Here is a 23,042-nt window from a genome sequence, read left to right on the forward strand (position 1 = left end):
GGTTGATAGGCCAGATATGGAAGACCGGTAACGGTTGGAGTTGACTGGTACTAATAGGCCGAGGGCTTGTCCTCAGTTGCTCGCGTCCACTGTGTAGGTTCTGAAGTAACGACCTGTGTCCATGCCGGGTTGGTCAACTTCATAGTGTTTCGGTGGTCATTGCGTTAGGGAAACGCCCGGTTACATTTCGAACCCGGAAGCTAAGCCTTTCAGCGCCGATGGTACTGCAGGGGGGACCCTGTGGGAGAGTAGGACGCCGCCGAACAATTTTTGTGAAAAGCCCCGTGAGGAACTCAGGTTCCTCACGGGGCTTTTTCGCGTTTCCGGCACGCTCGCTACCCTCGGGGTATGCGCTACGACCTGGTCATTTTCGACAACGACGGCGTCCTCGTGGACAGCGAGCCCCTTTCGAACCGGATTCTCGCCGCGTACCTCACCGAAGTGGGCCGCCCCACCACCTACGAGGAATCGTTGCGCGACTACATGGGCTCCGCCATGCACCGCATCCACGATGTCGTCCTCGAGCGGTACGGCCAGCGGCTGCCGGAGGAGTTCGACGAGACCTTCCACGCCCGGGTATTCGAGGCGTTCCGCCGGCAGTTGGAGCCCGTGCCGGGCGTGACCGAGGTCCTGGAGAAGCTCGCGGCGGACGGGGTGCCCTACTGCGTCGGCTCGTCGGGGAGCCATGAGCGTATCCGGGTGGCGCTGCACAAGACCGGGCTGTTCGCGCGGTTCGGGGACGAGCGGATCTTCTCGTCGCAGGACGTCGGGCGGGGCAAGCCGGCACCCGACCTGTTCCTGTACGCCGCGCGGCAGATGGGTGTGGCGCCCGAGCGGTGCGCGGTCGTCGAGGACAGCCCGCTGGGGGTGCAGGCGGCCGTCGCGGCGGGAATGGACGTCTACGGCTTCACGGCGATGACGGCCGGGACGAAGCTCGCCGGAGCCACGGCGCTGTTCTCCGACATGGCGGAACTGCCGCACTTGCTGCAGTAGCCGCGCGGGCCGCCCCGGACGACCGCCGCTTCACCCCCTGGGCATCAGTCGGAATTGGTGAGGTGATCCATCTACCCAGTGGTAGTGGGGAGTTCTAGGCTGAGCCGCCATGACGGCCCCTCGGGTACCTGGAGCGCAGCTGCGGCACGGCCGGCTCTCGCTCGGTCTGAGCTTTTTCATCCAGGGTGCGGTCTTCGCCCTCCTCGTGACCCGTATACCGGCGATCCAGGACCGCTACGGCATCTCGGACGGTCTGTTGCCGGCGTTCCTGGCGGCGGTGCCGGTCCTGGCCGGGGTCGGCAGTGTCGTCACCGAGCACCTGGTGAAGCGGGTCCGGCCGAGTGTGGTGCTGCGGAGTGCGCAGCCTGTGGTGTGTCTGGCGCTGCTCGCTGCCGGGGCCGTCGGCTCCATGGCGCAGGTTGCGGTGGCGCTGGCGGTGTTCGGGTTGTCCGTGGGTGCGCTGGATGCCTCGATGAACATGCTCGGGGTGAGCCTGCAGAGGGCGTACGGGCGGAGCATCATGCTGGGCTTCCACGCCGCGTACAGCCTGGGCGGCATCGTGGGGGCCTCGCTGGCCTGGGCCGGGGCGCACTGGCAGCTGTCGCTCGCGGTGCTGTACGGGCCGGTGGTGGCCGTGCTGGTGCCGCTCGCGCTGGGCGTGGGCCGGTGGTTCGTGGACCGGGAGGCGGTGGGACTCGCAGCGGGGGCGGAGGCCCCTCCGGCGGACAGTGCCGCGGTCGGGGCCTCACCGGCCGGTGCCGCGTCGTCCGGCGGGCCTGTCGTGATGAAGCTGCTGTGGCCGCTGTGTCTGGTGATGGCGTTCGCGTACATCGGGGATTCGACGGTCTCCAACTGGAGCGCCAAGTATCTGCAGGACGTGCTGGGCAGCTCCGAGCAGCTCGCCACCGTCCCGTACAACGTCTACATGGTCACCACGCTGCTGGGACGCGCGGTCGGTGACCTGGGGGTGCGGCGGTTCGGGGCGGCCGCGGTGGTGCGGACCGGGGCTGTGGTGGCCGCGGCCGGGTTCGCGGTGGTGGCGGTCGCGCCCGGGGCGTGGGCCGGAATGGCGGGATTCACACTGTTGGGCCTGGGGCTTTGTGTGATTGTGCCGCAGACGTTCGCGGCGGCCGGGCGGCTGTTCCCGGGGGCTTCGGACACGGCCGTGGCACGGTTGAACATCTTCAACTATGTCGGTTTTTTGGTCGGTTCCCCTCTGGTGGGGGCTCTGGGCGATGCCTGGAGTTACCGCGGGGCCATGCTGGTCCCGATGGCTCTCGTGCTGGTGACGCTCGTGTATGCCCGTTCGTTCGGTTCTCAACAGGCCCGATACGGTGACAGGCATGAGCGGCCGAGCACAGCTGATGTGGGACGAGGCAGTAACGAGCTATGACTTCGGGCCCGGGCACCCCATGGACCCGGTCCGGCTCGCGCTGACCATGCGCCTGGTGGAGGCGTTCGAGCTTGACCGAGGGCCTCTGGAGGTGATCGCCGCCAAGCCCGCAGGGGACTCCACCCTGCGGCTGGTGCACCGCGAGGACTACATCGCGGCGGTCCGGGCCGCGTCGGCCGATCCGTCCGCCGCGGACACCGCGTACGGCCTGGGCACGGAGGACGATCCGGCCTTCGCCGGTATGCACGAGGCGGCGGCGTTGATCGCCGGGCAGTCCGTGGGCGCGGCCGAGGCCGTCTGGCGCGGTGACGCGCTGCACGCGGTGAACTTCACAGGTGGGCTGCACCACGCCATGCCGGGCGGTGCGGCCGGCTTCTGCATCTACAACGACGCCGCGCTGGCGATCGCCCGGCTGCTGGAGCTGGGCGTCGAGCGCGTCGCCTATGTGGATGTGGACGTGCACCACGGCGATGGCGTTCAGGCGGCGTTCTGGGACGACCCGCGGGTCCTGACGATCTCGCTGCACGAGCACCCGCGGACGCTCTTCCCGCAGACCGGCTGGCCGGAGGAGACCGGCGGCGAGGCCGCGGAGGGCAGCGCGGTCAATGTGGCGCTGCCGGCCGGGACCGGGGACGAGGGCTGGTTGCGGGCCTTTCACGCGGTGGTGCCGGAGCTGCTGGGGGCGTTCCGCCCGCAGGTGCTGGTGACGCAGCACGGCGCGGACACCCACTTCGAGGACCCGCTGGCGCATCTGGCGGTGAGCCTCGACGCGCAGCGTTCGGTGGCGGAGTCCTGCCACGACCTGGCGCATGAGCACGCGGACGGCCGCTGGGTCGCCCTCGGTGGCGGCGGCTACGAGGTGGTGGACGTGGTGCCGCGCAGTTGGACACATCTGACGGCGATCGCGGCAGGACGGCCGATCGATCCGACGTCGACGGTGCCGGAGTCCTGGCGGCACGAAGTGTTCCGCAGGACCCGGCAGTTGGGGCAGTTGCGGATGACGGACGGGCGTACGCCGCACTGGCGGGACTTCGCCGACGGTGGCTACGACCCGGCGGACCGGCTGGACCAGGCGGTGCTGGCGACGCGCCGGGCGGTGTTCCCTTCGCACGGGCTGCTGCCCTGAGGGCTGCCGCGACGGCGGGTGGCGAGGAGGCCGGCCGGGGTACGGGCCGCTCGGGCGGTGGCGCCGATGGCGCTCTGCTTTAGCGCGTGCGGGACATGGGCGGGCGGCGTACGCGTCCTCGTGCCCCCGGATGTGTGACTACCCGTCGGTTAGGGCATCCGGTAGCCGACCAACGGACCAGCATGAGCGTCGTGTTGGGCACCGGGGCGCTGCGCGCGCACCTGATCGAGGCGCGGCTCGCGGGCAGGATCGCGACCCTGCGCGAGAAGAGCCTGAGCCGCTATCGGCTCTTCTCCGCGCGTGACCCGCGGGTGCTGCTCGGGCTGGACCCCGAGGGGGACTGGCCGGTCGCGGAAGTACTGCGACTGATGGGGCAGAAGTGCGGGGTATCGGTCGATCCTGCACACACTTCCGGCCCCGACTTGATCGATCCCGATCGGACGATCGCGGGGTTGGACGGCTTCGCCGACCGGATCGGTGAGGCGGCGGGCCGGCGGACGCCGGTGCTGATCGGCACGGGGCATCCGCACCGCCTGCTGGAGTTCTACGCCGCCCTCGCAGACGCCCTCTCGGCGGCGGGCTGCCCCGTACTCACCCCGGCGTATGGCTGCCGTGTCGACATAGCGACCCGGTTCGGCGTACGTACGCACGCACTCTCATACGTACGGGGAGTCGCGCTGATGCGCGAGACCGGCGTGCGGGGCGCACCTGGTGAGGGGGGCGTGCACACCCATTCCCCGTTGCCGGTACGCACCGCTCTCGCGGCCGCGGCGGATGCCCGGGGCCCGCTGCCGGGGTTGGTGATCGGGGACCACGGATGGGTCTGCGGAGCAGGTCAACTGGGCATCGAGGCGATCGGCCTGGCGGACACCGACGATCCCGCGCTGTTCGTCGGGCAGGCCGAGGGGCGGGTGTCCGCGGTGGTGCCGCTCGATGACGCCGTACGGTCCGCGTACTACCGGCCCCTGACGCGCTATGTACTCAATCGGGCGTGTCTGTCACAGTAGGCGCGCTTCGCTGCTCCTCTTCCCCACTCGCATCACCCGCCCCTAAATTGGGGAGTGAGCGCATAGCGACGAAGAGTCACCGGAGGGGAAGCCGGTGCCCGTCTTATGCGGAAGGTGCAGGTGTGTCATGGCCGCAGACCAGAGGCCTCTGAACGAGGTCGTGTTTCTGACAGTGGCGGAAGTCGCCACGGTGATGCGAGTGTCGAAGATGACCGTGTACCGCTTGGTGCACAGCGGTCATCTGCCGGCGATCCGGGTGGGAAGGTCCTTCCGGGTCCCGGAGCAGGCGGTGCACGACTACCTCCGTGAGTCCTATGTGGGGGTGGAATCGGCCTGAGGAGCCCTCTCGGACCCTCGGATTACGCCGTACGCCCGGCGCCGGGTAGGCTGGCCCGATGTAGGTAGTGTGGGCTCGGACGCCCCGCACCGAGTGATTCGAAGTAAGCGAGGGTAGTCGTGGGCTCTGTTATCAAGAAGCGGCGCAAGCGGATGGCAAAGAAGAAGCACCGCAAGCTGCTCAAGCGCACCCGTGTTCAGCGTCGTAACAAGAAGTAAGCGACGCTGATCGCGATTTCGCAGCCCCCCACCACACACCTGTGGTGGGGGGCTGCGGTGCTTTGTGGGCCGTATGGGCGGTGCGCGGGGCGGGAAATGTCGCGGACGGCATCGTGGGGTCATCACAGCGCAACACCGACCCGATAGCGTGGCGCGTACAGCTCGGCTCAGGCGGACGTCGAGGGGCGAAGGAAGGGCTGATCTTGGGCAAGGTCGTGCTCGTCACGGGAGTCGCGCGGCAGTTGGGCGGCCGGTTCGTACGCCGTATCCAGCGTGATCCCGACGTCGACCGGGTGATCGGGGTCGATGCCGTGCCACCGGAGCACCATCTGGGCGGCGCCGAGTTCCTCAAGGCCGACATCCGGCATCCGGCGATCGCGCGAGTCCTGGCCGAGACGGGCGTCGACACCGTGGTCCACATGGATATCAACGGCACGCCGCTGGGCAGCCGTGGTGGCCGTGGCTCGGTGAAGGAGACGAATGTCATCGGGACCATGCAGCTCCTCGGGGCCTGCCAGAAGGCCCCGAACGTGCGGCGCCTGGTCATCAAGTCCACCACCAGCGTCTACGGTTCGGCGCCCCGTGACCCCGCCGTGTTCACGGAGACCACGACGCCCAAGTCTCTGCCGAGCGGCGGCTTCGCCAAGGACGCCGTGGAGGTCGAGGGGTACGTACGGGGCTTCGCGCGGCGCCGGCCCGACGTGGCGGTGTGCGTGCTGCGCTTCGCCAACATCCTGGGGCCGTCCGCGGACTCCCCGCTCGCCGAGTACTTCTCGCTGCCCGTCCTGCCGACGGTTTTCGGCTACGACCCGCGGCTGCAGTTCCTGCACGAGGACGACGCCATCGAGGTGCTGCGCATCGCCGCCTCCGAACCGCGTCGCGGCACGCTCAACAGCGGCACGTTCAATATCGCCGGAGAGGGCGTCCTGCTGCTCTCGCAGACCTCACGGCGGCTGGGACGGCCCACGCTGCCGCTGTTCCTCCCGACGGTGACGTGGGCCGGCTCGGCGCTGCGCTCCGTCGGGATCACCGACTTCTCCCCGGAACAGATCCGGATGCTGACGCACGGCAGAGTCGTCCAGACGACGCAGATGCGCGAGACACTGGGGTTCCACCCGCAGTACACGACGGCGGAGACCTTCGCGGAATTCGCCCGCAGCCGCGGACCCGGGCTGTTGCCGCCCGAGTCCCTCGCCCGCACCGTCGACCGGCTCGCCGGCGTGCTGCCCGCACGCGGCGGCCCGACCCAGTGAGGAGTTCAATCCACCATGGCGGACGCCAAGGTCATTCCTTTCGGCGAGGAGCCTCGGGCGCGCAGAAAGGCCAGGCGGGCCGTGCGCGAGGGGCGTAAGGCGGGCCTGGTGCCCGTGCCGGAGGCGCGGTCCGGCCCGGAGGAGCCGGTGCTGCCCGAGCGGCCCGCCGCCGGGCGGAGCCTTGACGAGCGGATCGCGGGCGGGCTGAGCTTCCTGCGCCGGCGGATCACGGGCGACTACGAGGTCGACGACTTCGGCTATGACGAGGAACTCACCGACCAGGTGCTGATGTCGGTGCTGCGGCCGCTGGCCGACAAGTACTTCCGGGTCGAGGTGAAGGGCATCGAGAACATCCCCACCGAGGGTGGGGCACTCGTCGTCTCCAACCACTCCGGGACGCTGCCGCTGGACGGCCTGATGCTGCAGGTCGCCGTGCACGACAACCACCCGGCCCGGCGTCACCTCCGCCTCCTGGCTGCCGACTTGGTGTTCGTGCTGCCGGTGATAAACGAGCTGGCGCGCAAGGCCGGGCACACCCTCGCCTGCGCGGAGGACGCGCAGCGGCTCCTGGAGCGCGGTGAGATCGTCGGGGTGATGCCGGAGGGCTTCAAGGGCATCGGGAAGCCCTTCGCGGACCGCTACAAGCTCCAGCGCTTCGGGCGGGGCGGCTTCGTCTCGACGGCGCTGACCGCCGGGGTGCCGATCGTGCCGTGCTCGATCGTGGGCGCGGAGGAGATCTATCCGATGATCGGCAACGCCAAGACGCTGGCGCGGGTGCTGGGGCTGCCGTACTTCCCGATCACGCCGACGTTCCCGTGGCTGGGGCCGCTCGGGGGCGTGCCGCTGCCGACGAAGTGGACGATCCAGTTCGGTGAGCCGATCCCGACGGACGGCTATCCGCCGGAGGCGGCCGACGATCCGATGCTGATGTTCAACCTGACCGATCAGGTGCGAGAAACGATTCAGCACACGCTGTACAAGCTGCTCGTGCAGCGACGCTCGGTGTTCTTCTGAGGAGCTGAAGAACACCGAGCGTCGGCTCGGGGACTTGCTTGGGCCCGCCGCACGCGCGGACCGTCGGGGCGGACCTCTTACTTCGGGAGGTCCTCGCCGTCGATGCCCAGGCCGGGAAGGAGCCCCGGGATCAGCGGCGGGAGGGTGACGTCGGGCGCGGCGGGGGTGTCCTTGCCGCTGCCGTCCGGGCTGGGACTGCCGCCCTTGGACGGCTGGCCCAGCAGACCGCCGGTGTTGCCGCCGAGCAGGCCGTCGTCCTGGGACGGTGAGGCCGACGGGCGCGGAGCGTGGCCACCCTTGCCGTGCTTGCCGGAGGTGGATTCGCTGCCCGAAGGAGCCGGCCGGCCGCTCCGACCCGATCCGGTGCCCGCGGTGCCGGGCGCCTCCTTGCGCGCGTGCTTGCCGCCCGGCGTGGCCGGCAGCAACGAACGCAGCGGTCCGACCTCTTCGTCTATGGCGTCGAAGACCGAGCTGACCTGATCGCGGACATCCGTGAGCTGAACCGGGAGCCGGTCGCGCAGCCGCGACCAACTGTCGCGATGCGACTTGGTGAAGGAGTTCAGCGCCTGGATGGGGCCGAGCGAGCCGTCGCGTTCGTACGCCTCGTGCAGCAGGCGGTGTCCCTCCCCGGCGTCGTGCCGGACACCGGAGAGCGCCTTGCGGACCTCGCCGATGGACTCGTGGTCGAGGTCGGCGACCCGCCCGCGCTCCATCAGCCGCCGGGCCTCCATCATGCGTGTCGAGGCCTGGTCGAGGTAGAGCTGTCCGCGGTCGGAGTCGTCGTCGGACATGCCGAGTTTGAGGTCCTCCATTCCGCGTTTGAGGCCGTAGAGCGAATCGCCCGGAAGGGCGTCGGAACTGGCCGCTGCGACGCCGCCGAAGGCCCCGGCGGCGACGCCGACCGTCAGTCCGCCCGCGGCCAGCCTCTTGGAGAGGCGGGAGCGCGGGCGCAGCCGGCCGATCGATGGGGTCGCGCGGTGCGCCCCCTTGGATGTGCGCTGCTCGGGCACCCTGGTGTCGTCGGACGGAGCGCCTTCGGCGAAGGCGGCCTCCATCGCGGCGACGAGCTGGGCGCGCTGGACAGTCTTGACCTCGGTTGCCATCTCCGGCCTCGGGAGTTCCCCGAGGCCGTCGGCAACCGCCAACAGTCGTGCTTCTCCCGGCGTTTGCGCCGGATTGTCGACCTGGTCCTCGGCCGCCGCGCCCTCAAGGACCTGCTCCTCCAGGGCCTGGGCGAAGGCGTTGGCCCGCCGGTGCACCGAGACATTCGCGATCACGGGCGGCACCTCCTCTCGTCATCCCGCTCGACTCCCCGGACTGGCTTTGACTGTCCAGACGGACCGGACGGTTGCACGCCGATATCCGCGGCCACTCGAAAGAGTGAGAGGCAGCGGGCATGGCGTGACCGCATGGAGCCTGCATCCCGCACAACGAGCGGCGCGGCACTCGGGTTACGCACTCACGATGATGTGACCGACCGGTCATGACAGGTCACCAAGCGTGAGGGCAAGTGGGTGTGCGGGGGGTCGGTGAAGGACGGGTTGTCGGGGTCAGCGGGCGTCTTCGGGGAGCAGGCGGGCGAGGGTGCGGACCGCTCGGTATTGGAGGGTCTTGATCGCCCCCTCGTTCTTGCCCATGACGCGGGCGGTCTCGGCGACCGAGAGGCCCTGAAGGAAGCGAAGCGTGACGCATTCCTGCTGTTGGGGGTTGAGCTTGCGTACCGCCTCCAACAGGGCGGCGTTGGAAAGGGATTCGAGGACCGAGTCCTCGGGGCTGCGCTCGACCTCGTTGGCGTCGAGCATCTCCCCGGTGGTGACTTCCAGGCGGAAACGGGAGGACTTGAAGTGGTCGGCGACGAGGTTGCGGGCGATGGTCACCAGCCAGGCGCCGAAGTCACGGCCCTGCCAGGTGAAGGTGCCGATACGGCGCAGGGCGCGCAGGAACGTCTCACTGGTGAGGTCTTCGGCCGTGGCACGGCCGCCCACGCGGTAGTAGATGTAGCGGTAGACCGTGTCGGCGTACTGGTCGTAGAGCCGGCCGAAGGCCTCGGCCTCGCCGGCCTGGGCTCGTTCGACAAGATCCATCATGCGACGGCTGTCGCTGTCGGCGGGGCGACGGGCGGTGGTCGTGCCGGCGCCGGAACGGCGGGTTCTGCCGGCGGCCTTGCCGACCGCAGCACTCCCGTCGGCCAAGGCGTAGCAGGGGCCGGCGGGGACGGCTGAGGCGAATGCGGGGACGGCGTACGCGGTGGGGACAAAACTGCGCAGGTGGTCGACGAGTGTCGTACGCAGCGTAGCCAGGCCCGAGGCGTCAACCCCGACGTGTGGGTACACGGGACTCCCAGAGGCAGAGCTTCCATCACGTGCAGTGCGGGACCATTCACTCGTCGTAGGGACGTGTGGGTTCCGGATTGCGTCTGAGGAGAATAACGCTTCGTACAGGCAGCGCTACACCCAGTTGCTCAAATCATCGATTACTTACGGTCCGTGCCGGGTTGGTGGCAGATCAAGTATCGAATATTGAGCAACTTTTGATCGGAAGGGAACGCAATCTGCCTGGTTGGAGGGCGTGTTGTGGTTGAGCCGCGGCAGTCGGACTGCCGGGGGCGCGGCGGGGGTAGGTAACGAGGATGCCCGCCGCGCCGACCGGTGATCAGTCCTGGTCAGCGGCGGCGGCGTTGCAGCGCCACAGCTGCCGCGGCACCGCCCGCGAGGGCGCCCACTCCGGCCGCCGCCGGGATTCCGATCTTGACCGCTTTGCGGCCTGTTCGGTAATCACGCAGTCGCCAGCCCTGTTCGCGGGCGTGCTTGCGTAGTCGGCTGTCGGGATTGATCGCGTAGGGATACCCGACGAGCGACAGCATCGGGATGTCGTTGGCGGAGTCGCTGTAGGCGGCGCAGCGCGAGAGGTCGAGTCCCTCGGCGGAGGCGAGCGCGCGGACGGCCTCGGCCTTGGCCGGGCCGTGCAGCGGTTCGCCCACCAGCTTGCCGGTGTAGACGCCGCCGACGGATTCGGCGACGGTGCCCAGCGCGCCGGTCAGGCCGAGCCTGCGGGCGATGATCGTCGCGGTCTCCACGGGGGCCGCAGTCACCAGCCAGACCTTCTGGCCGGCGTCGAGGTGGGCCTGGGCCAGGGCGCGGGTGCCCGGCCAGACACGCTCGGCCATGTACTCGTCGTAGATCTCCTCGCCGATGGACATCAGTTCGGCGACACGGTGGCCCTGGACGATGGACAGCGCGCTGTTGCGGACGTCCGCCATGTGCTCGGGGTTCTCCGAGCCGGCCAGCCGGAAGTAGATCTGCTGCCAGGCGAAGCGGGTCAGGTCGCGCTTGTGGAAGAAATGCCGCTTGTAGAGGCCGCGGCCGAAGTGGAAGAGCGCGGCGCCCTGCATGACGGTGTTGTCGAGGTCGAAGAAGGCGGCGGCGGCGACGTCCCCGACGACCGGGAACTCGGGCTCTTCCGGGGTCTCCTCGACCTCGGGCAGCTCCTGGGAGCTTTTGCGGGCGGCCTCGGCCGCGGCCTCGCCGGCCAGCACGCTGCGCGCGGTGGCGGCTCGTCTGCGGCGGGTGAACCATCCCGTGGGGAAGTGCATCCCGGAGGAGCTCCTGCCGGGGCGGTGGGCGGGCGACGGGTGGGCCATGCGGCTAGCCTAGCCAGTTTGTTCGGTGCGGCCGGTTACGCCTGCATGTCAGGCAGGCACGTCGTGGTCGACGGGCGTGTTAAGGCCATTACGGGCGGCGCTCCGGAGGGGCGCCCCGGGGGCTGTCGCTGGAGGCCGTGGGCGGGGTGGGGCCGTCAGGCGCCCAGGGCGGCGCGCAGGCGTGCCGGGTCGACCCGCCAGAAGTCGTGCTGGGCGCCGTCGACGAGGACGACGGGAATCTGCTCCCAGTACTTGTGGTGCAGTTCGGCGTCCTCGGTGATGTCCTTCTTCTCCCAGGACGCGCCGGTCTCCGCGCAGACGGTCTCGATCACTTTCTGTGCGTCGTCGCACAGGTGGCAGCCCGGCTTGCCGATGAGGGTGACCATGCAATCGGCCGGATTCTTGCGGGTGCCGCGGCTGAACAGGGGTGCCATGCGGCCATTGTGCCCGGTCGCACGGCGGTTTTGGAGTGCTGCCCGGTCGATTACGATCGGTGGGCGATTTGTAGGTTTCCGGGGGCATGACGATGAGGAGTGAGGGTGCGTGCTCCCGTCTGTATTGCCGCGATATGAGGGCTGCGCGGGCGAACGGAGTGACGTGGGAGTTGGTTCCGCGCACACCGGGAAAAGCCGCGTGACCCCGGTCACTTTGGGCGGACAAAACGGACACCATCTTTGTGCACGCGTTCACAAAGACATAGCCTGCTGTAGACGGGGCGGTCGGGGGACGTACGGCCGCCCGCAGCCCCGCTCTACCCGCAGGAGCACCGTGGCAACTGGCCGAACTCACCGACCGGCGACCCGAAGCCGAGGCATCCCCGAGGCCACCGTCGCCCGGCTTCCGCTGTATCTGCGCGCCCTGACCGCGCTCTCCGAGCGTTCGGTACCCACGGTCTCCTCCGAGGAGCTCGCGGCCGCGGCGGGGGTCAACTCCGCCAAGCTGCGCAAGGACTTTTCCTACCTCGGCTCCTACGGGACGCGCGGTGTCGGCTACGACGTGGAGTACCTCGTCTACCAGATCTCGCGAGAGCTGGGACTGACGCAGGACTGGCCCGTCGTCATCGTCGGTATCGGCAACCTCGGCGCCGCGCTCGCCAACTACGGCGGTTTCGCCTCCCGCGGGTTCCGGGTGGCCGCGCTGATCGACGCCGACCCGGCCATGGCCGGCAAGCCGGTCGCCGGCATCGCCGTGCAGCACACCGACGAGCTCGAGCACATCATCGACGACAACGGCGTCTCGATCGGCGTCATCGCGACGCCGGCGGGCGCGGCCCAGCAGGTCTGCGACCGCCTGGTCGCCGCCGGGATCACGTCGATCCTCAACTTCGCGCCGACCGTGCTGACCGTCCCGGACGGGGTGGACGTGCGGAAGGTCGACCTGTCCATAGAGCTGCAGATCCTCGCCTTCCACGAGCAGCGCAAGGCGGGCGAGGAGGCGGCGCAGGACGGTGGCCCGCCGGCCCCCGTCTCCCGCGCCGCGGCCGCGGCGGCCAACCGCAAGGGACCGGACGGGGACGTGCCCGCCGTGATGCCGGCATGAGCGAGCGAATGAGGGAGAAGCGCGGCACGGGCGAAAGCTGTACCGCGCGGAGTGAGGTGCGAGCATGAGCCTCCTTGTTGTCGGGCTGAGCCACCGCAGCGCGCCGGTCAGCGTGCTGGAGCGGGCCGCCCTCGCCCCCGAGGCGCGCGGCAAGCTGCTGCAGGACGCGGTGTCGACCGAGCCGGCCACCGAGTGCGCGGTGCTCTCCACCTGCAACCGCATCGAGCTCTACGCCGACGTGGACAAGTTCCACGCCGGAGTCGCCGAGCTGTCCACCCTGCTGGCCCGCCACAGCGGTGCCGGCCTGGAGGAGCTCACCCCTTATCTGTACGTCCACTACGAGGACCGTGCCGTCCACCACCTCTTCTCGGTGGCGTGCGGCCTGGACTCGATGGTCGTCGGCGAGGGGCAGATTCTCGGGCAGATCAAGGACGCGCTGGCCGTCGCCCAGGAGCAGCACACCGCGGGCCGCCTGCTGAACGACCTGTTCCAGCAGGCCCTGCGGGTCGGCAAGCGCGCCCACAGCGAGACGGGCATCGACAAGGCCGGCCAGTCGCTGGTCACCTTCGGCCTGGAGCAGCTCGCGGGCGACACCGACGTCGAGACGTGGGCCAAGGGCAAGCGGGCGCTGGTGATCGGCGCCGGTTCGATGTCCTCGCTGGCCGCCACCACCCTCGTACGGGCGGGCATCGGTGACCTGGCGGTCGCCAACCGGACCGTGGAGCGCGCCGAGCGGCTCACCCAGATCCTGACCGAGCCGGGCGGGCCCGGTGCCGCGAACAGGCTGACCGCGCGCGCCGTGGCGATGACCGCCGTCGAGGAGGAGCTGTCCCGGGCCGACATCGTCGTGTCCTGCACCGGCGCCACCGGCCTGGTCCTCGCCGGTCTCGTGGTCGCCGCCGCGCTCGCCGAGCGGGAGGCCCCGCTGGCGCTGCTCGACCTGGCGATGCCGCGCGACATCGACGCCGCCATCCACCGGATCGATGGCGCGCACCTCGTCGACATCGAGTCGCTGGCCGACGCGTCCGCGGACGCGCCGATGGCGGCCGACGTGGACCAGGTGCGCGGCATCGTCTCCGACGAGGTCAGCGCGTTCGGCGCCGCGCAGCGTGCCGCGCACATCACCCCCACCGTGGTCGCGCTGCGCACCATGGCGGCGGACGTCGTCACGGGCGAGATCGCCCGGCTCGACGGCCGCCTCCCCGACCTTGACGACAAGCAGCGCGCGGAGATCAGCCAGACCGTGCGCCGTGTCGTCGACAAACTCCTGCACGCGCCCACCGTGCGGGTCAAGCAGCTCGCGAGTGAGCCCGGCGGCGCCGGCTACGCGGACGCGCTGCGGGAACTCTTCGACCTCGACCCCCAGACGGTCGCCGCCGTCAGCAGGGCCGACACGCGGGCCGACAGGCACGATGCAGCACGGGAGCGGGCATGACTGACAGCACTATGAGGGCCCTGAGACTGGGCACGCGGCGAAGCAAGCTCGCGATGGCCCAGTCCGGACAGGTCGCCGAGGCGGTGCGCGAGCTGACGGGTCGCCCCGTCGAGCTGGTGGAGATCACCACCTACGGCGACACCTCCCGCGAGCACCTCGCGCAGATCGGCGGCACCGGCGTGTTCGTCTCCGCCCTGCGCGACGCACTGCTCGCAGGGGAGATCGACTTCGCCGTCCATTCGCTCAAGGACCTGCCCACGGCGCAGCCCGAGAACCTGACCCTGGCCGCCGTTCCGGTGCGTGAGGACCCCAGGGACGCGCTGATCGCCAGGGACGGGCTGACCTTCGAGGAGCTCACCGCGTCCCCGGACCGGGTGGCGCGGATAGGCACCGGTTCGCCGCGCCGCATGGCGCAGCTGAACGCCTGGGCCAGGTCGCTCGGCCGGCAGGTGGAGACGGTGCCGATACGTGGCAACATCGACACCCGGATCGGCTTCGTCACCAAGGGCGAGCTGGACGGGGTCGTACTGGCCGCCGCCGGACTCATCCGGATCGGCCGCATCGACGAGGCGACGCAGCTGCTGTCGCCCGACGTGGTTTTGCCCGCCCCCGGCCAGGGGGCACTGGCGATCGAGTGCGCTGCGTCCAACGCAGAACTCGCCGCCCTGCTCGCCGAGCTCGACGACCCGTTCACCCGGGCCGCCGTGACCGCCGAGCGTTCCCTGCTCGCCGCCCTGGAGGCCGGCTGCTCCGCACCTGTGGGTGCGCTGGCCGACCTTTCCCCAAGCTCTCGACTTCGTTCGAGCAGGGGAGACCCCAAGGCTGACGAGCAGGCTGTCACCGAAATGCACCTGCGCGGCGTCGTCGGCACGACCGACGGCAGCGCGATGGTGCAGCTGTCCACCACCGGGCACGTACCCGCCTCTCCCGACGATGTATCGACCCCGCAGGACATGGGTCGAGAACTCGCCGCCGAGATGCTCGCAAAGGGTGCGGCCGGTCTTATGGGGGAGCGAGCACTTTGAACCCCACCGCCCCGAACCACTCCGCCTCCGGTCAGGTCACCTTCCTGGGTGCCGGGCCGGGAGACCCGGGTCTGCTGACGCTGCGTGCCGTGGAGGCGCTGGCCACCGCGGACGTGCTGATCGCCGACCCGCAGGTGCTGGACGTCGTCCGCGTGCATGCGCGGGCACAGGTCGACACACCACTGCAGACGTCGACTGACGAGGCGTCAATTACCGGCGCCTCCACCGACGTTTCGCCCCTGCGGGACACCGCCAATCTTGTCATGGCGGCGGCCCGTGCGGGCAAGCGGGTGGTGCGAGCCGTCGCCGGTGACCCCGGCCTCGACGGGTATGTCGCCGAGGAGATGCTGGCGTGCGCCGCCGAGGGCATCGTCTTCGAGGTCGTGCCCGGCGTCGCCGCCGCGGTCGGCGTGCCCGCGTACGCCGGTGTGCCGTTGCGCGACGCGCAGGGCACGGACGTGCGCTTCGTCGACGCCCGCAGCGCCGACGACCGCTGCTGGACCGAACTCGGCGCCAGCGACGCGACCGCCGTCGTGACCACCACGCTGGACTCGGTGGCCGCGGCCGCCGGGGAGCTGGTGGCCGCCGGCCGCAAGCCCGACACCCCGCTGACCGTCACGGTCGCCGGCACCACCACCCGGCAGCGCACCTGGAACGCGACCCTCGGGTCCGTCGCCCAGGTGCTCAAGGCCGCCAAGGTGCTGCCCTCGCCCGACGGGGGCCAGCCGGTCATAGCCGTGGTCGGTGAGCGCAGCGCCGCAGCGCAGCGTGGCCAGCTGTCGTGGTTCGAGTCCAAGCCGCTCTTCGGCTGGCGGGTGCTCGTGCCGCGTACGAAGGAGCAGGCCGCGTCGCTCTCCGACCAGCTCGTCTCGTACGGCGGGGTGCCGCACGAGGTGCCGACGATCGCCGTGGAGCCGCCGCGCACCCCGCAGCAGATGGAGCGCGCGGTCAAGGGCCTGGTCACCGGCCGCTACGAGTGGATCGCCTTCACCTCGGTCAACGCCGTCAAGGCCGTCCGGGAGAAGTTCGAGGAGTACGGCCTGGACGCCCGCGCGTTCGCCGGGATCAAGGTCGCCGCGGTCGGCGAGCAGACCGCCAAGGCGCTGGTCGCCTTCGGTGTGAAGCCCGACCTGGTGCCGAGCGGTGAGCAGTCCGCTGCCGGGCTGCTGGAGGACTGGCCGCCCTACGACCCGGTCTTCGACCCGATCGACCGGGTGTTCCTGCCGCGCGCCGACATCGCCACCGAGACCCTGGTGGCCGGTCTGATCGAGCTGGGCTGGGAGGTCGACGACGTCACCGCCTACCGGACGGTGCGCGCGTCGCCGCCGCCGGCCGAGACCCGGGAAGCCATCAAGGGCGGCGGCTTCGACGCGGTGCTCTTCACGTCGTCGAGCACGGTGCGGAACCTCGTCGGTATCGCCGGCAAGCCGCACAACGTGACGGTGATCGCCTGTATCGGTCCGGCCACGGCGAAGACCGCCGAGGAGCACGGGCTGCGCGTGGACGTCATGTCGCCGGAGCCGTCGGTGCACAAGCTGGCCGAGGCGCTCGCGGACTTCGGTGCGGCGCGGCGCGATGCCGCGCTCGACGCCGGGGACCCGGTCACCCGGCCGAGCGAGCGGCGGCCGGGGTCGCGGAGACGCGCCCGTAGCTGAGCAGCCGGTAATCACGTGCCCCGCCCCGATCCGTCGGGTGCGGGGCATGGCTGTTTAGTGCGTCAGTGTCCGGAGACGTACGGCAGGAAGTCGGCCCAGGTGGTGGGAGCGAAGGTGAGCTGGGGGCCATCGGGGTTCTTGGAGTCGCGGATGCGGATGGTGTCGGGGGCGGTCGCCACCTCGACGCAGGAGTCACCTTCGCTGCTGTTGCTGTAGCTGCTCTTGGTCCAGGCGACTTCGACGCAGTCGTTGCCGTCACCGCTGCTGCTGTAGCTGCTCTTGAACCACTCCAGCTCGGAAGTACCTCCGGCAGAGGACTTCAGGGTCATGTCTCTCCCAGTACCTGCTCGATGAAGGCCAGTGACTCCCGTGGCGTGAGAGCCTGGGCCCGGATCATCCCGTAGCGCAACTCAAGGATCCTGAGCTGTTTGGGGTCGGATACCGGGCGGCCGCTGAACGCGCCCTCGGAACGCCCCACCGCGGTGCCGTCGGGGAACTTCAGCACCTCGATCAGCCCACCGGTCCCGGGATGTTCCTCGCAACTGGTCGGCATCACTTGGATCGTGACATTCCGCAACTTCCCCACCTCCAGAAGGCGTTCGAGCTGTCGGCGCCACACCATTGTGCCTCCGACCGGACGGCGAAGCGTCACCTCTTCCTGCACGAAGCTGAGTGGGATGGGATCCCGATCGAAGATGGACCGCCGAGCCATCCGGGCATCCACCATGCGATCCATCTCGCCTTCCGTGTACGCGGGCAGCCACCCCGCGAACAGCGCCCGCATGTGCTCCTCGGTCTGCAACAGGCCATTGATGTTGTGGTGGTGGTACGCCGCCACCTCCACCGCCTTGGCCTCCAGCTTCGCCAAGTCCCGCACCTTCTTCGGGTACCGGGCCTCCGCCACATCCCGTTTCATGGCGGCCAACTTGCCGCCCGCCCGCAGCACTTCGTCCGCTCTGTCCAGCAGCTCCGGCCGGGGGATCCGGCGTCCGCCCTCCACCTTGTAGATCAGGTCCTCGCCGTACCCGATCGCCGCTCCGAGTTCGCAGGCCCGCAGGCCGGCCGCCTCGCGCCATGCCTTGAGCTGGCGGCCCACTGTCGCGACCACCGCCGCCCCCGACTCGTCGTCCGGATCGACGTCCCAGCCCGGCTCGTCCGCCCCGCTGTCCGTGTTCTCGCCGTCCCCGCCGTCCACGCCGTCCACGTCCATCCGTGACCACCTCCGAGATGCCGTTCCCGTTCAACTCCCACCCGCCGCGCAGCGTCACTCCGGACAGCCGGGACAGCACTGGACAAGCCCGGGACAGTCTCCGTACGCACAGGCGTCAGCGCTTCTCAGTGTGCACAGGAGTCGCCACGCTGAGTGACATGAATCAAGAAGTCGCCGTATCCGGCACCAGTACGCGGCAGTTCGCCGTCCAGCTCTCCGCCACCCGCAGAGGTGCCCGGCTCGCCCGGCTGCTCGCCACGGAGCAACTCCGTTCCTGGGAGCTCCCGTTGGATGCCGCCGCCCTTGTCGTCGCCGAACTCGCCGCCAACGCCGCGCTCCACGGACGCGTACCGGGGCGGGACTTCCGGCTCAGGCTCGCCGTCCACGGTCATACGCTCCGTATCGAGGTGACCGACGCCCGAGGTGACCGGCTGCCTGCCCGTCCACCGGCCACCTGTGGCTGCCCGGCGGAGTTCGGCTACGGGCTGCTGCTCGTGGCGGAGTTGGCGGACCGGTGGGGTGTCGAGGACGGGCCGGGGCCGTGCAAGACGGTCTGGGCGGAACTCGCTCTCGATGCCGGTCGCTGAGCGCCGGACCGGAGCCCGGAAACGCGGGATCCGGTGGTCCGGGCGGCGGCAGGGCGGGCGATCAAGAACAAAGAACCCGGGGAAAGAACCTTCCAAACCAACCAAACCCCGGATTCGTCACCCATGGGGGTGAACCGCCTCAACTCGGCTGGCGCGGCGGAGGTTTGGGCGGGCAGGGTCGCTCCTGACAACCACAGACATGCGACGGCCCCCGCCGGGACTGGCATCCCAGTGCGAGGGCCTGACCTCCAGAGGAAGCAGAACCTTCCCTGATGGCTGAGAAGAAGCCTAGCGCCGCTGTGCGCGCCCATCCCCGTGTTCGGCGAACTGCCACCCACGCCGGGGTCACCCACATCACGCGACATCAGCCCGATCGCTACACGATCATCGGCAATCACCTCGCACAGCACCGCGAACTGTCCCTGACCGCGATCGGGGTGGGCACCCACATCCTGTCGCTGCCCGAGGGCGCGTCCGTCGATATCCGCACCCTCGCCGCTCGTTTCCCCGAGGGGCGTGACCGGATCGCCTTCGCGCTGCGGGAGCTGGAGGCGCACGGCTACATCGAGCGGGTACGGGAACGCGTCCCGGGCGGCCGCGTCATCACCCGGACCTACGCCCACAACGCCCCAGGCGGCGCCCAGGGCCATGGCAGCACCCAGGGCCGTACGGCGATCGGCCGCGGCCAGGAGGCGAAGCCCCCGTCGCCACCCGCTCCGGCACCCGCTCCGGCCGAGCCCCGCCCCGTAAGGCCGGTCGCGGCCGTGCCACCCGTGCCGCGGGTGTCGCCCGCGCCCGCGGACGCGCCTCGCAGCGAGCACCAGGATGCAGCCGTCGCCCTCCTCGCGGCCCTGCGTCGCACCGACGACCGGCTCACTCTCTCCGCACGGGACGTACGCCGCCTCGCCCCCGACGCCATCGCATGGTTCGACAACGGCGCCACGAACGCGGCCGTCCATCGCGCTCTGACCGCGAACCTCCCGCCCGAGGTGGAGAGCCCGGCCGGGCTGCTCGCCCACCGTCTCCGGGAGCTGCTTCCGCCACCCCTTCCCGCAGGGCCCACGGCCTCAGCAGGCCCCGCCGCAGACGCTCGTCCCCGTCCGCACCCACTGCAGACCTGCGACGGCTGTGACCGCGCCTTCCGCGCCGAGCAGCCGGGGTGCTGCCGCGACTGCCGCTCGCAGCCGACGGCCGGAGGCACCGTTCTCGTGGCCTGACCCGTCCGACGCCCAGTCGGCAAAGGCACGGGTGGGGCGGGCGTAGCGTGGCCGTATGACGAAGTACGGAAGCTTCCCCGGGGCGCGGCCGCGTCGACTGCGCACCACCCCCGCCATGCGGCGGATGGTCGCGGAGTACCGCCTGCATCCGTCCGACCTGATCCTCCCGGCGTTCGTCCGGGAGGGCATCTCGGAGCCGGTGCCGATCTCCGCGATGCCGGGCGTCGTCCAGCACACCCGTGACACGCTGCGGAAGGCCGCCGCCGAGGCGGTCGCGGCGGGCGTCGCCGGGATCATGCTCTTCGGTGTGCCGGAGGACGAGAAGAAGGACGCGCTCGGCACGGCCGGCACGGACCCCGACGGCATCCTCCAGGTCGCCATCCGCGATGTGAAGGCCGAGGTCGGCGACGATCTCGTCATCATGTCGGACCTGTGCCTGGACGAGTACACCGATCACGGCCACTGCGGTGTGCTGGACTCCGACGGCCGGGTCGACAACGACGCGACGCTGGAGCGGTACGCCGAGATGGCGCAGGTCCAGGCCGACGCGGGCGTCCATGTGGTGGGCCCCAGCGGCATGATGGACGGTCAGGTCGGTGTGGTCCGGGATGCGTTGGACCAGACCGGGCACGAGGACGTCTCGATCCTCGCCTACACCGCGAAGTACTCGTCGGCGTTCTACGGCCCGTTCCGCGAGGCCGTCGGCTCCTCGCTCAAGGGCGACCGCAAGACCTACCAGCAGGACCCGGCCAACCTCCGCGAGTCGCTGCGTGAGCTGGCGCTCGACCTGGAGGAGGGCGCCGACATGGTCATGGTCAAGCCGGCGCTGCCGTACCTCGACGTGCTGGCGAAGATCGCGGACGCGGTGGACGTGCCGGTCGCGGCGTACCAGATCTCCGGTGAGTACGCGATGGTCGAGGCGGCTGCCGAGAAGGGCTGGATCGACCGGGAGAAGGCGATCCTGGAGACCCTGACGGGCGTCAAGCGCGCGGGCGCCAACATGATCCTGACCTACTGGGCGACGGAGGTCGCGCAGGGGCTGTGATGTGCGGCAGGGCGGTCGCCGGCGCGGTGCCCGCCCCGCTGTGGCTCCCGTTCCCGGGCGACCGGGGGCGGGAGCCTCGTCGTAGCGGTCGTCGTAGCGGGCTTCGTGGTCGCGGGTTTCGCCCGGTGGGCCCCGGGCACGCGCCCTGTGTCAAGGAAGACCCCGACCGATCGAGGAGAGGGAACACCATGACTGCCAAGCGCACGATGCAGGCCAAGGGCGCGCAGGCTCGCGGCACCGTCAAGGAAGCCGCCGGCCGAGCGATGGGCAACCGTCGGATGCAGGCGGAGGGCCGGGCGGAGAAATCCGCGGGCCACTCGCTGGACTCCGCGCAGAAGGCCAAGCACACGATGCGAGGGCATTGACGCACAGCGCCCCCGTCCGGCTCCGGCCGGGCGGGGGCGACGTGTGCGGCAGGCGGTGAGCCGTCAGAGGCGCTCGGGGGTGCGGATGCCGAGCAGGGCCATGCCCTGGTGCAGGGTGCGAGCCGTCAGGTCGCACAGGAACAGCCGGTTGGCGATCTGGTCCGGGCCGCCCTCGGCCTTCAGGACCGGGCACTGGTCGTAGAAGGTCGTGTAGAGGGAAGCGAGCTGGTAGAGGTACGCGGCGAGCTTGTGCGGCTCGAAGGAGCCGGCGACCTCGGCCAGCACCTCGGAGAACTGGTCGAGGTGCAGGCCCAGCGCCCGCTCGGCCGGGGCGAGTTCGAGCTCGGGGTGGGCCGCGGGCCGGGCGTCGCCGCTGAGCCGAAGGATCGACTGGATACGGGCGTAGGCGTACTGGAGGTACACCGAGGTGTCGCCGTTGAGCGAGACCATCTGGTCCAGGTCGAACTTGTAGTCGCGGGAGGCGGACGTCGAGAGGTCGGCGTACTTCACCGCGCCGATGCCGATCTGGACACCGTTCGCGACGATCTCTTCCTCGGTGAGCGCGATCTTCTCGTTGTTCTTCTCGCGTACGACCGTCGTCGCCCGCTCGATCGCCTCGTCGAGGAGGTCCACCAGCCGCACCGTCTCGCCCTCACGGGTCTTGAACGGCTTGCCGTCCTTGCCGAGGACCGTGCCGAACGCGAGCTGGACGGCGTCGACCTTGTCGCCCAGCCAGCCGGCCCGGCGGGCGGTCTCGAAGACCATCTTGAAGTGCAGCGACTGGCGGGCGTCGACGACGTACAGCAGGGTGGACGCGCCGAGGTTCTGGACGCGGTCGCGGATCGCGGAGAGGTCGGTGGCGGCGTAGCCGTAGCCGCCGTTGGACTTCTTGACGATCAGCGGGGTCGGATTGCCGTCCGGGCCCTTCACATCGTCGAAGAAGACGCAGAGCGCACCGTCGGAGCGGACCGCGACGCCGGTCTCCTCCAGGATGCGGCAGGTCTCCTCCAGCATGTCGTTGTAGCCGGACTCGCCGACCACGTCGACGTCGCGGATCTCCATGTCGAGCTTGTTGAAGACCGAGTAGAAGTAGATCTTCGACTCGTCGACGAACCGCCGCCACAGCGCGAGGGTCTCCTCGTCGCCCGCCTGGAGATCCACGACCCGGCGGCGGGCCCGGTCCTTGAACTCCTCGTCGGAGTCGAAGAGGCCACGCGACGCCTTGTAGAGCCGGTTGAGGTTGGACATGGCCTCCTCGCCGGAGACCTCGCCGTCGTCGTGGTCCAGCTCGTGCGGGTGCTCGATGAGGTACTGGATGAGCATGCCGAACTGGGTGCCCCAGTCGCCGATGTGGTGCCTGCGGACGACCTTCTCGCCGGTGAACTCCAGGATCTCGGTCATCGCGGCGCCGATCACGGCGGACCGCAGATGGCCGACGTGCATCTCCTTGGCGACGTTGGGCTGCGCGTAGTCGATGACGGTGGTGCCGGACTCCACGGCGTACGGCACGCCGAGGCGGTCATCGGCCGCGCGCTCGGCGAGCGTCTTGATGATCGCCTCGTCCGCGACGGTGATGTTGAGGAAGCCGGGCCCGGAGACCTCGACCTCCTTGATCACCGCGCCACTGCCCGTCGGGATGCCCTCGACGACCTGGGACGCCAGCTCCCGCGGGTTGCCCTTGAGCTTCTTGGCGAGCGCCAGCATGCCGTTGGCCTGGAAGTCGGCCCGGTCGCTTCGTCGCAGCAGCGGGTCGGCGGCGCCGGCCTCCGGCAGGGCTGCCGAGAGGGCGTCCGCGACGCGCTGGTGTACCGAAGCTGCGAGCGAGGTGACCGAGGCCATGGAGAAGAGCCGTTCCGTCGGGAGTGGAAAGGGTTTGCCAACGAGTATCCCACGGCACTACCACTGAATTTCCGCCCGGAGGACGTCTGGGAGAATGGGTGCCGTCAGGCTTTTGTGCGCCGGACGGCGCAAAAGGAAGAGGAA

At 70.0% G+C, this 23,042-nt stretch carries 23 protein-coding genes and 1 rRNA gene; 17 read left to right on the forward strand and 7 right to left on the reverse strand.

The window, feature by feature from the left end; genetic code table 11:
- Positions 1-148: 148 nt before the first annotated feature.
- The 9 genes from rrf (at position 149) to ACH4FH_RS00045 (ending at position 7,341) form a co-directional block, all read left to right on the forward strand.
- A 5S ribosomal RNA gene (gene rrf, locus ACH4FH_RS00005) occupies positions 149-265 on the forward strand.
- Between the two features lie 83 nt (positions 266-348).
- The gene (locus tag ACH4FH_RS00010) at positions 349-993 is read left to right on the forward strand and encodes an HAD family hydrolase (protein ID WP_398553439.1); all 645 of its coding nucleotides are present in this window, start codon (positions 349-351) and stop codon (positions 991-993) included.
- A gap of 109 nt (positions 994-1,102) precedes the next feature.
- Positions 1,103-2,386, forward strand: a complete 1,284-nt coding sequence (locus ACH4FH_RS00015) for an MFS transporter (RefSeq protein ID WP_398553440.1) — start codon at positions 1,103-1,105, stop codon at positions 2,384-2,386.
- Positions 2,337-3,512, forward strand: a complete 1,176-nt coding sequence (locus ACH4FH_RS00020; RefSeq protein WP_398553441.1) for an acetoin utilization protein AcuC — start codon at positions 2,337-2,339, stop codon at positions 3,510-3,512. The genes ACH4FH_RS00015 and ACH4FH_RS00020 overlap by 50 nt, the downstream gene beginning before the upstream one ends.
- A gap of 191 nt (positions 3,513-3,703) precedes the next feature.
- Positions 3,704-4,519: a phosphatase gene (locus ACH4FH_RS00025; protein ID WP_398553950.1), complete on the forward strand. Its 816-nt coding sequence runs from the start codon at positions 3,704-3,706 to the stop codon at positions 4,517-4,519.
- Between the two features lie 127 nt (positions 4,520-4,646).
- On the forward strand, positions 4,647-4,856 hold the full coding sequence (locus ACH4FH_RS00030; protein WP_014144137.1) for a helix-turn-helix domain-containing protein: 210 nt from the start codon (positions 4,647-4,649) through the stop codon (positions 4,854-4,856).
- 119 nt (positions 4,857-4,975) lie between these two features.
- Complete coding sequence (locus tag ACH4FH_RS00035; RefSeq protein WP_003948845.1) at positions 4,976-5,074, forward strand: 30S ribosomal protein bS22; 99 nt, start codon at positions 4,976-4,978, stop codon at positions 5,072-5,074.
- A 203-nt stretch (positions 5,075-5,277) separates the two neighbouring features.
- Positions 5,278-6,327, forward strand: a complete 1,050-nt coding sequence (locus ACH4FH_RS00040; RefSeq protein ID WP_398553442.1) for an NAD-dependent epimerase/dehydratase family protein — start codon at positions 5,278-5,280, stop codon at positions 6,325-6,327.
- A 15-nt stretch (positions 6,328-6,342) separates the two neighbouring features.
- Complete coding sequence (locus tag ACH4FH_RS00045; protein WP_398553443.1) at positions 6,343-7,341, forward strand: lysophospholipid acyltransferase family protein; 999 nt, start codon at positions 6,343-6,345, stop codon at positions 7,339-7,341.
- A 77-nt stretch (positions 7,342-7,418) separates the two neighbouring features.
- Here the strand turns inward: ACH4FH_RS00045 and ACH4FH_RS00050 are convergent, their stop codons facing one another.
- The 4 genes from ACH4FH_RS00050 to ACH4FH_RS00065 all read right to left on the reverse strand — a co-directional run bounded on the left by ACH4FH_RS00050 (position 7,419) and on the right by ACH4FH_RS00065 (position 11,415).
- On the reverse strand, positions 7,419-8,618 hold the full coding sequence (locus ACH4FH_RS00050) for a DUF5667 domain-containing protein (RefSeq protein WP_398553444.1): 1,200 nt from the start codon (positions 8,616-8,618) through the stop codon (positions 7,419-7,421).
- A 273-nt stretch (positions 8,619-8,891) separates the two neighbouring features.
- Positions 8,892-9,674, reverse strand: coding sequence for an ECF subfamily RNA polymerase sigma factor, BldN family (locus tag ACH4FH_RS00055; protein WP_393897970.1), 783 nt, complete (start codon positions 9,672-9,674; stop codon positions 8,892-8,894).
- A 329-nt stretch (positions 9,675-10,003) separates the two neighbouring features.
- Positions 10,004-10,933 (reverse strand): HAD family hydrolase, encoded by a 930-nt coding sequence (locus ACH4FH_RS00060; protein ID WP_398553951.1) that lies wholly within the window; start codon positions 10,931-10,933, stop codon positions 10,004-10,006.
- 203 nt (positions 10,934-11,136) lie between these two features.
- Positions 11,137-11,415 (reverse strand): glutaredoxin family protein, encoded by a 279-nt coding sequence (locus ACH4FH_RS00065; RefSeq protein ID WP_398553445.1) that lies wholly within the window; start codon positions 11,413-11,415, stop codon positions 11,137-11,139.
- Between the two features lie 334 nt (positions 11,416-11,749).
- Here ACH4FH_RS00065 and ACH4FH_RS00070 point away from each other — a divergent pair, with 334 nt between their 5' ends.
- From ACH4FH_RS00070 to ACH4FH_RS00085, 4 genes are all read left to right on the forward strand, one after another.
- The gene (locus ACH4FH_RS00070; protein ID WP_398553446.1) at positions 11,750-12,520 is read left to right on the forward strand and encodes a redox-sensing transcriptional repressor Rex; all 771 of its coding nucleotides are present in this window, start codon (positions 11,750-11,752) and stop codon (positions 12,518-12,520) included.
- A gap of 64 nt (positions 12,521-12,584) precedes the next feature.
- Entirely contained in the window at positions 12,585-13,955 is a 1,371-nt protein-coding gene (locus tag ACH4FH_RS00075; RefSeq protein ID WP_398553447.1) for a glutamyl-tRNA reductase, read from the forward strand.
- Positions 13,952-14,980 carry a hydroxymethylbilane synthase gene (hemC, locus tag ACH4FH_RS00080; RefSeq protein WP_398553448.1) on the forward strand — a complete coding sequence of 343 codons (1,029 nt, stop codon included), beginning with the start codon at positions 13,952-13,954 and terminating at the stop codon, positions 14,978-14,980. The genes ACH4FH_RS00075 and hemC overlap by 4 nt, the downstream gene beginning before the upstream one ends.
- Positions 14,977-16,635, forward strand: a complete 1,659-nt coding sequence (locus ACH4FH_RS00085; protein WP_398553449.1) for a uroporphyrinogen-III synthase — start codon at positions 14,977-14,979, stop codon at positions 16,633-16,635. The genes hemC and ACH4FH_RS00085 overlap by 4 nt, the downstream gene beginning before the upstream one ends.
- A 62-nt stretch (positions 16,636-16,697) precedes the next feature.
- Here ACH4FH_RS00085 and ACH4FH_RS00090 read toward each other — a convergent pair whose 3' ends face one another.
- Together ACH4FH_RS00090 and ACH4FH_RS00095 are read right to left on the reverse strand one after the other, a co-directional pair.
- Positions 16,698-16,964, reverse strand: coding sequence for a DUF397 domain-containing protein (locus ACH4FH_RS00090; RefSeq protein WP_398553450.1), 267 nt, complete (start codon positions 16,962-16,964; stop codon positions 16,698-16,700).
- Positions 16,961-17,845, reverse strand: a complete 885-nt coding sequence (locus tag ACH4FH_RS00095; protein ID WP_398553451.1) for a helix-turn-helix domain-containing protein — start codon at positions 17,843-17,845, stop codon at positions 16,961-16,963. The genes ACH4FH_RS00090 and ACH4FH_RS00095 overlap by 4 nt, the downstream gene beginning before the upstream one ends.
- A 158-nt stretch (positions 17,846-18,003) precedes the next feature.
- Here ACH4FH_RS00095 and ACH4FH_RS00100 point away from each other — a divergent pair, with 158 nt between their 5' ends.
- From ACH4FH_RS00100 to ACH4FH_RS00115, 4 genes are all read left to right on the forward strand, one after another.
- Complete coding sequence (locus ACH4FH_RS00100; RefSeq protein ID WP_398553452.1) at positions 18,004-18,432, forward strand: ATP-binding protein; 429 nt, start codon at positions 18,004-18,006, stop codon at positions 18,430-18,432.
- A 272-nt stretch (positions 18,433-18,704) separates the two neighbouring features.
- The gene (locus tag ACH4FH_RS00105) at positions 18,705-19,649 is read left to right on the forward strand and encodes a helix-turn-helix domain-containing protein (protein WP_398553453.1); all 945 of its coding nucleotides are present in this window, start codon (positions 18,705-18,707) and stop codon (positions 19,647-19,649) included.
- 55 nt (positions 19,650-19,704) lie between these two features.
- Positions 19,705-20,694 carry a porphobilinogen synthase gene (gene hemB / locus ACH4FH_RS00110; protein ID WP_398553454.1) on the forward strand — a complete coding sequence of 330 codons (990 nt, stop codon included), beginning with the start codon at positions 19,705-19,707 and terminating at the stop codon, positions 20,692-20,694.
- A 188-nt stretch (positions 20,695-20,882) separates the two neighbouring features.
- On the forward strand, positions 20,883-21,059 hold the full coding sequence (locus ACH4FH_RS00115; protein WP_398553455.1) for a CsbD family protein: 177 nt from the start codon (positions 20,883-20,885) through the stop codon (positions 21,057-21,059).
- A gap of 63 nt (positions 21,060-21,122) precedes the next feature.
- On the opposite strand, the gene argS is transcribed toward ACH4FH_RS00115, so the two are convergent.
- Positions 21,123-22,898: an arginine--tRNA ligase gene (gene argS, locus ACH4FH_RS00120; RefSeq protein ID WP_398553456.1), complete on the reverse strand. Its 1,776-nt coding sequence runs from the start codon at positions 22,896-22,898 to the stop codon at positions 21,123-21,125.
- Positions 22,899-23,042: the final 144 nt, after the last annotated feature.

Origin of the sequence: Streptomyces sp. NPDC017993, assembly GCF_044328065.1 — a bacterium.
Classification (GTDB): Bacteria; Actinomycetota; Actinomycetes; order Streptomycetales; family Streptomycetaceae; genus Streptomyces.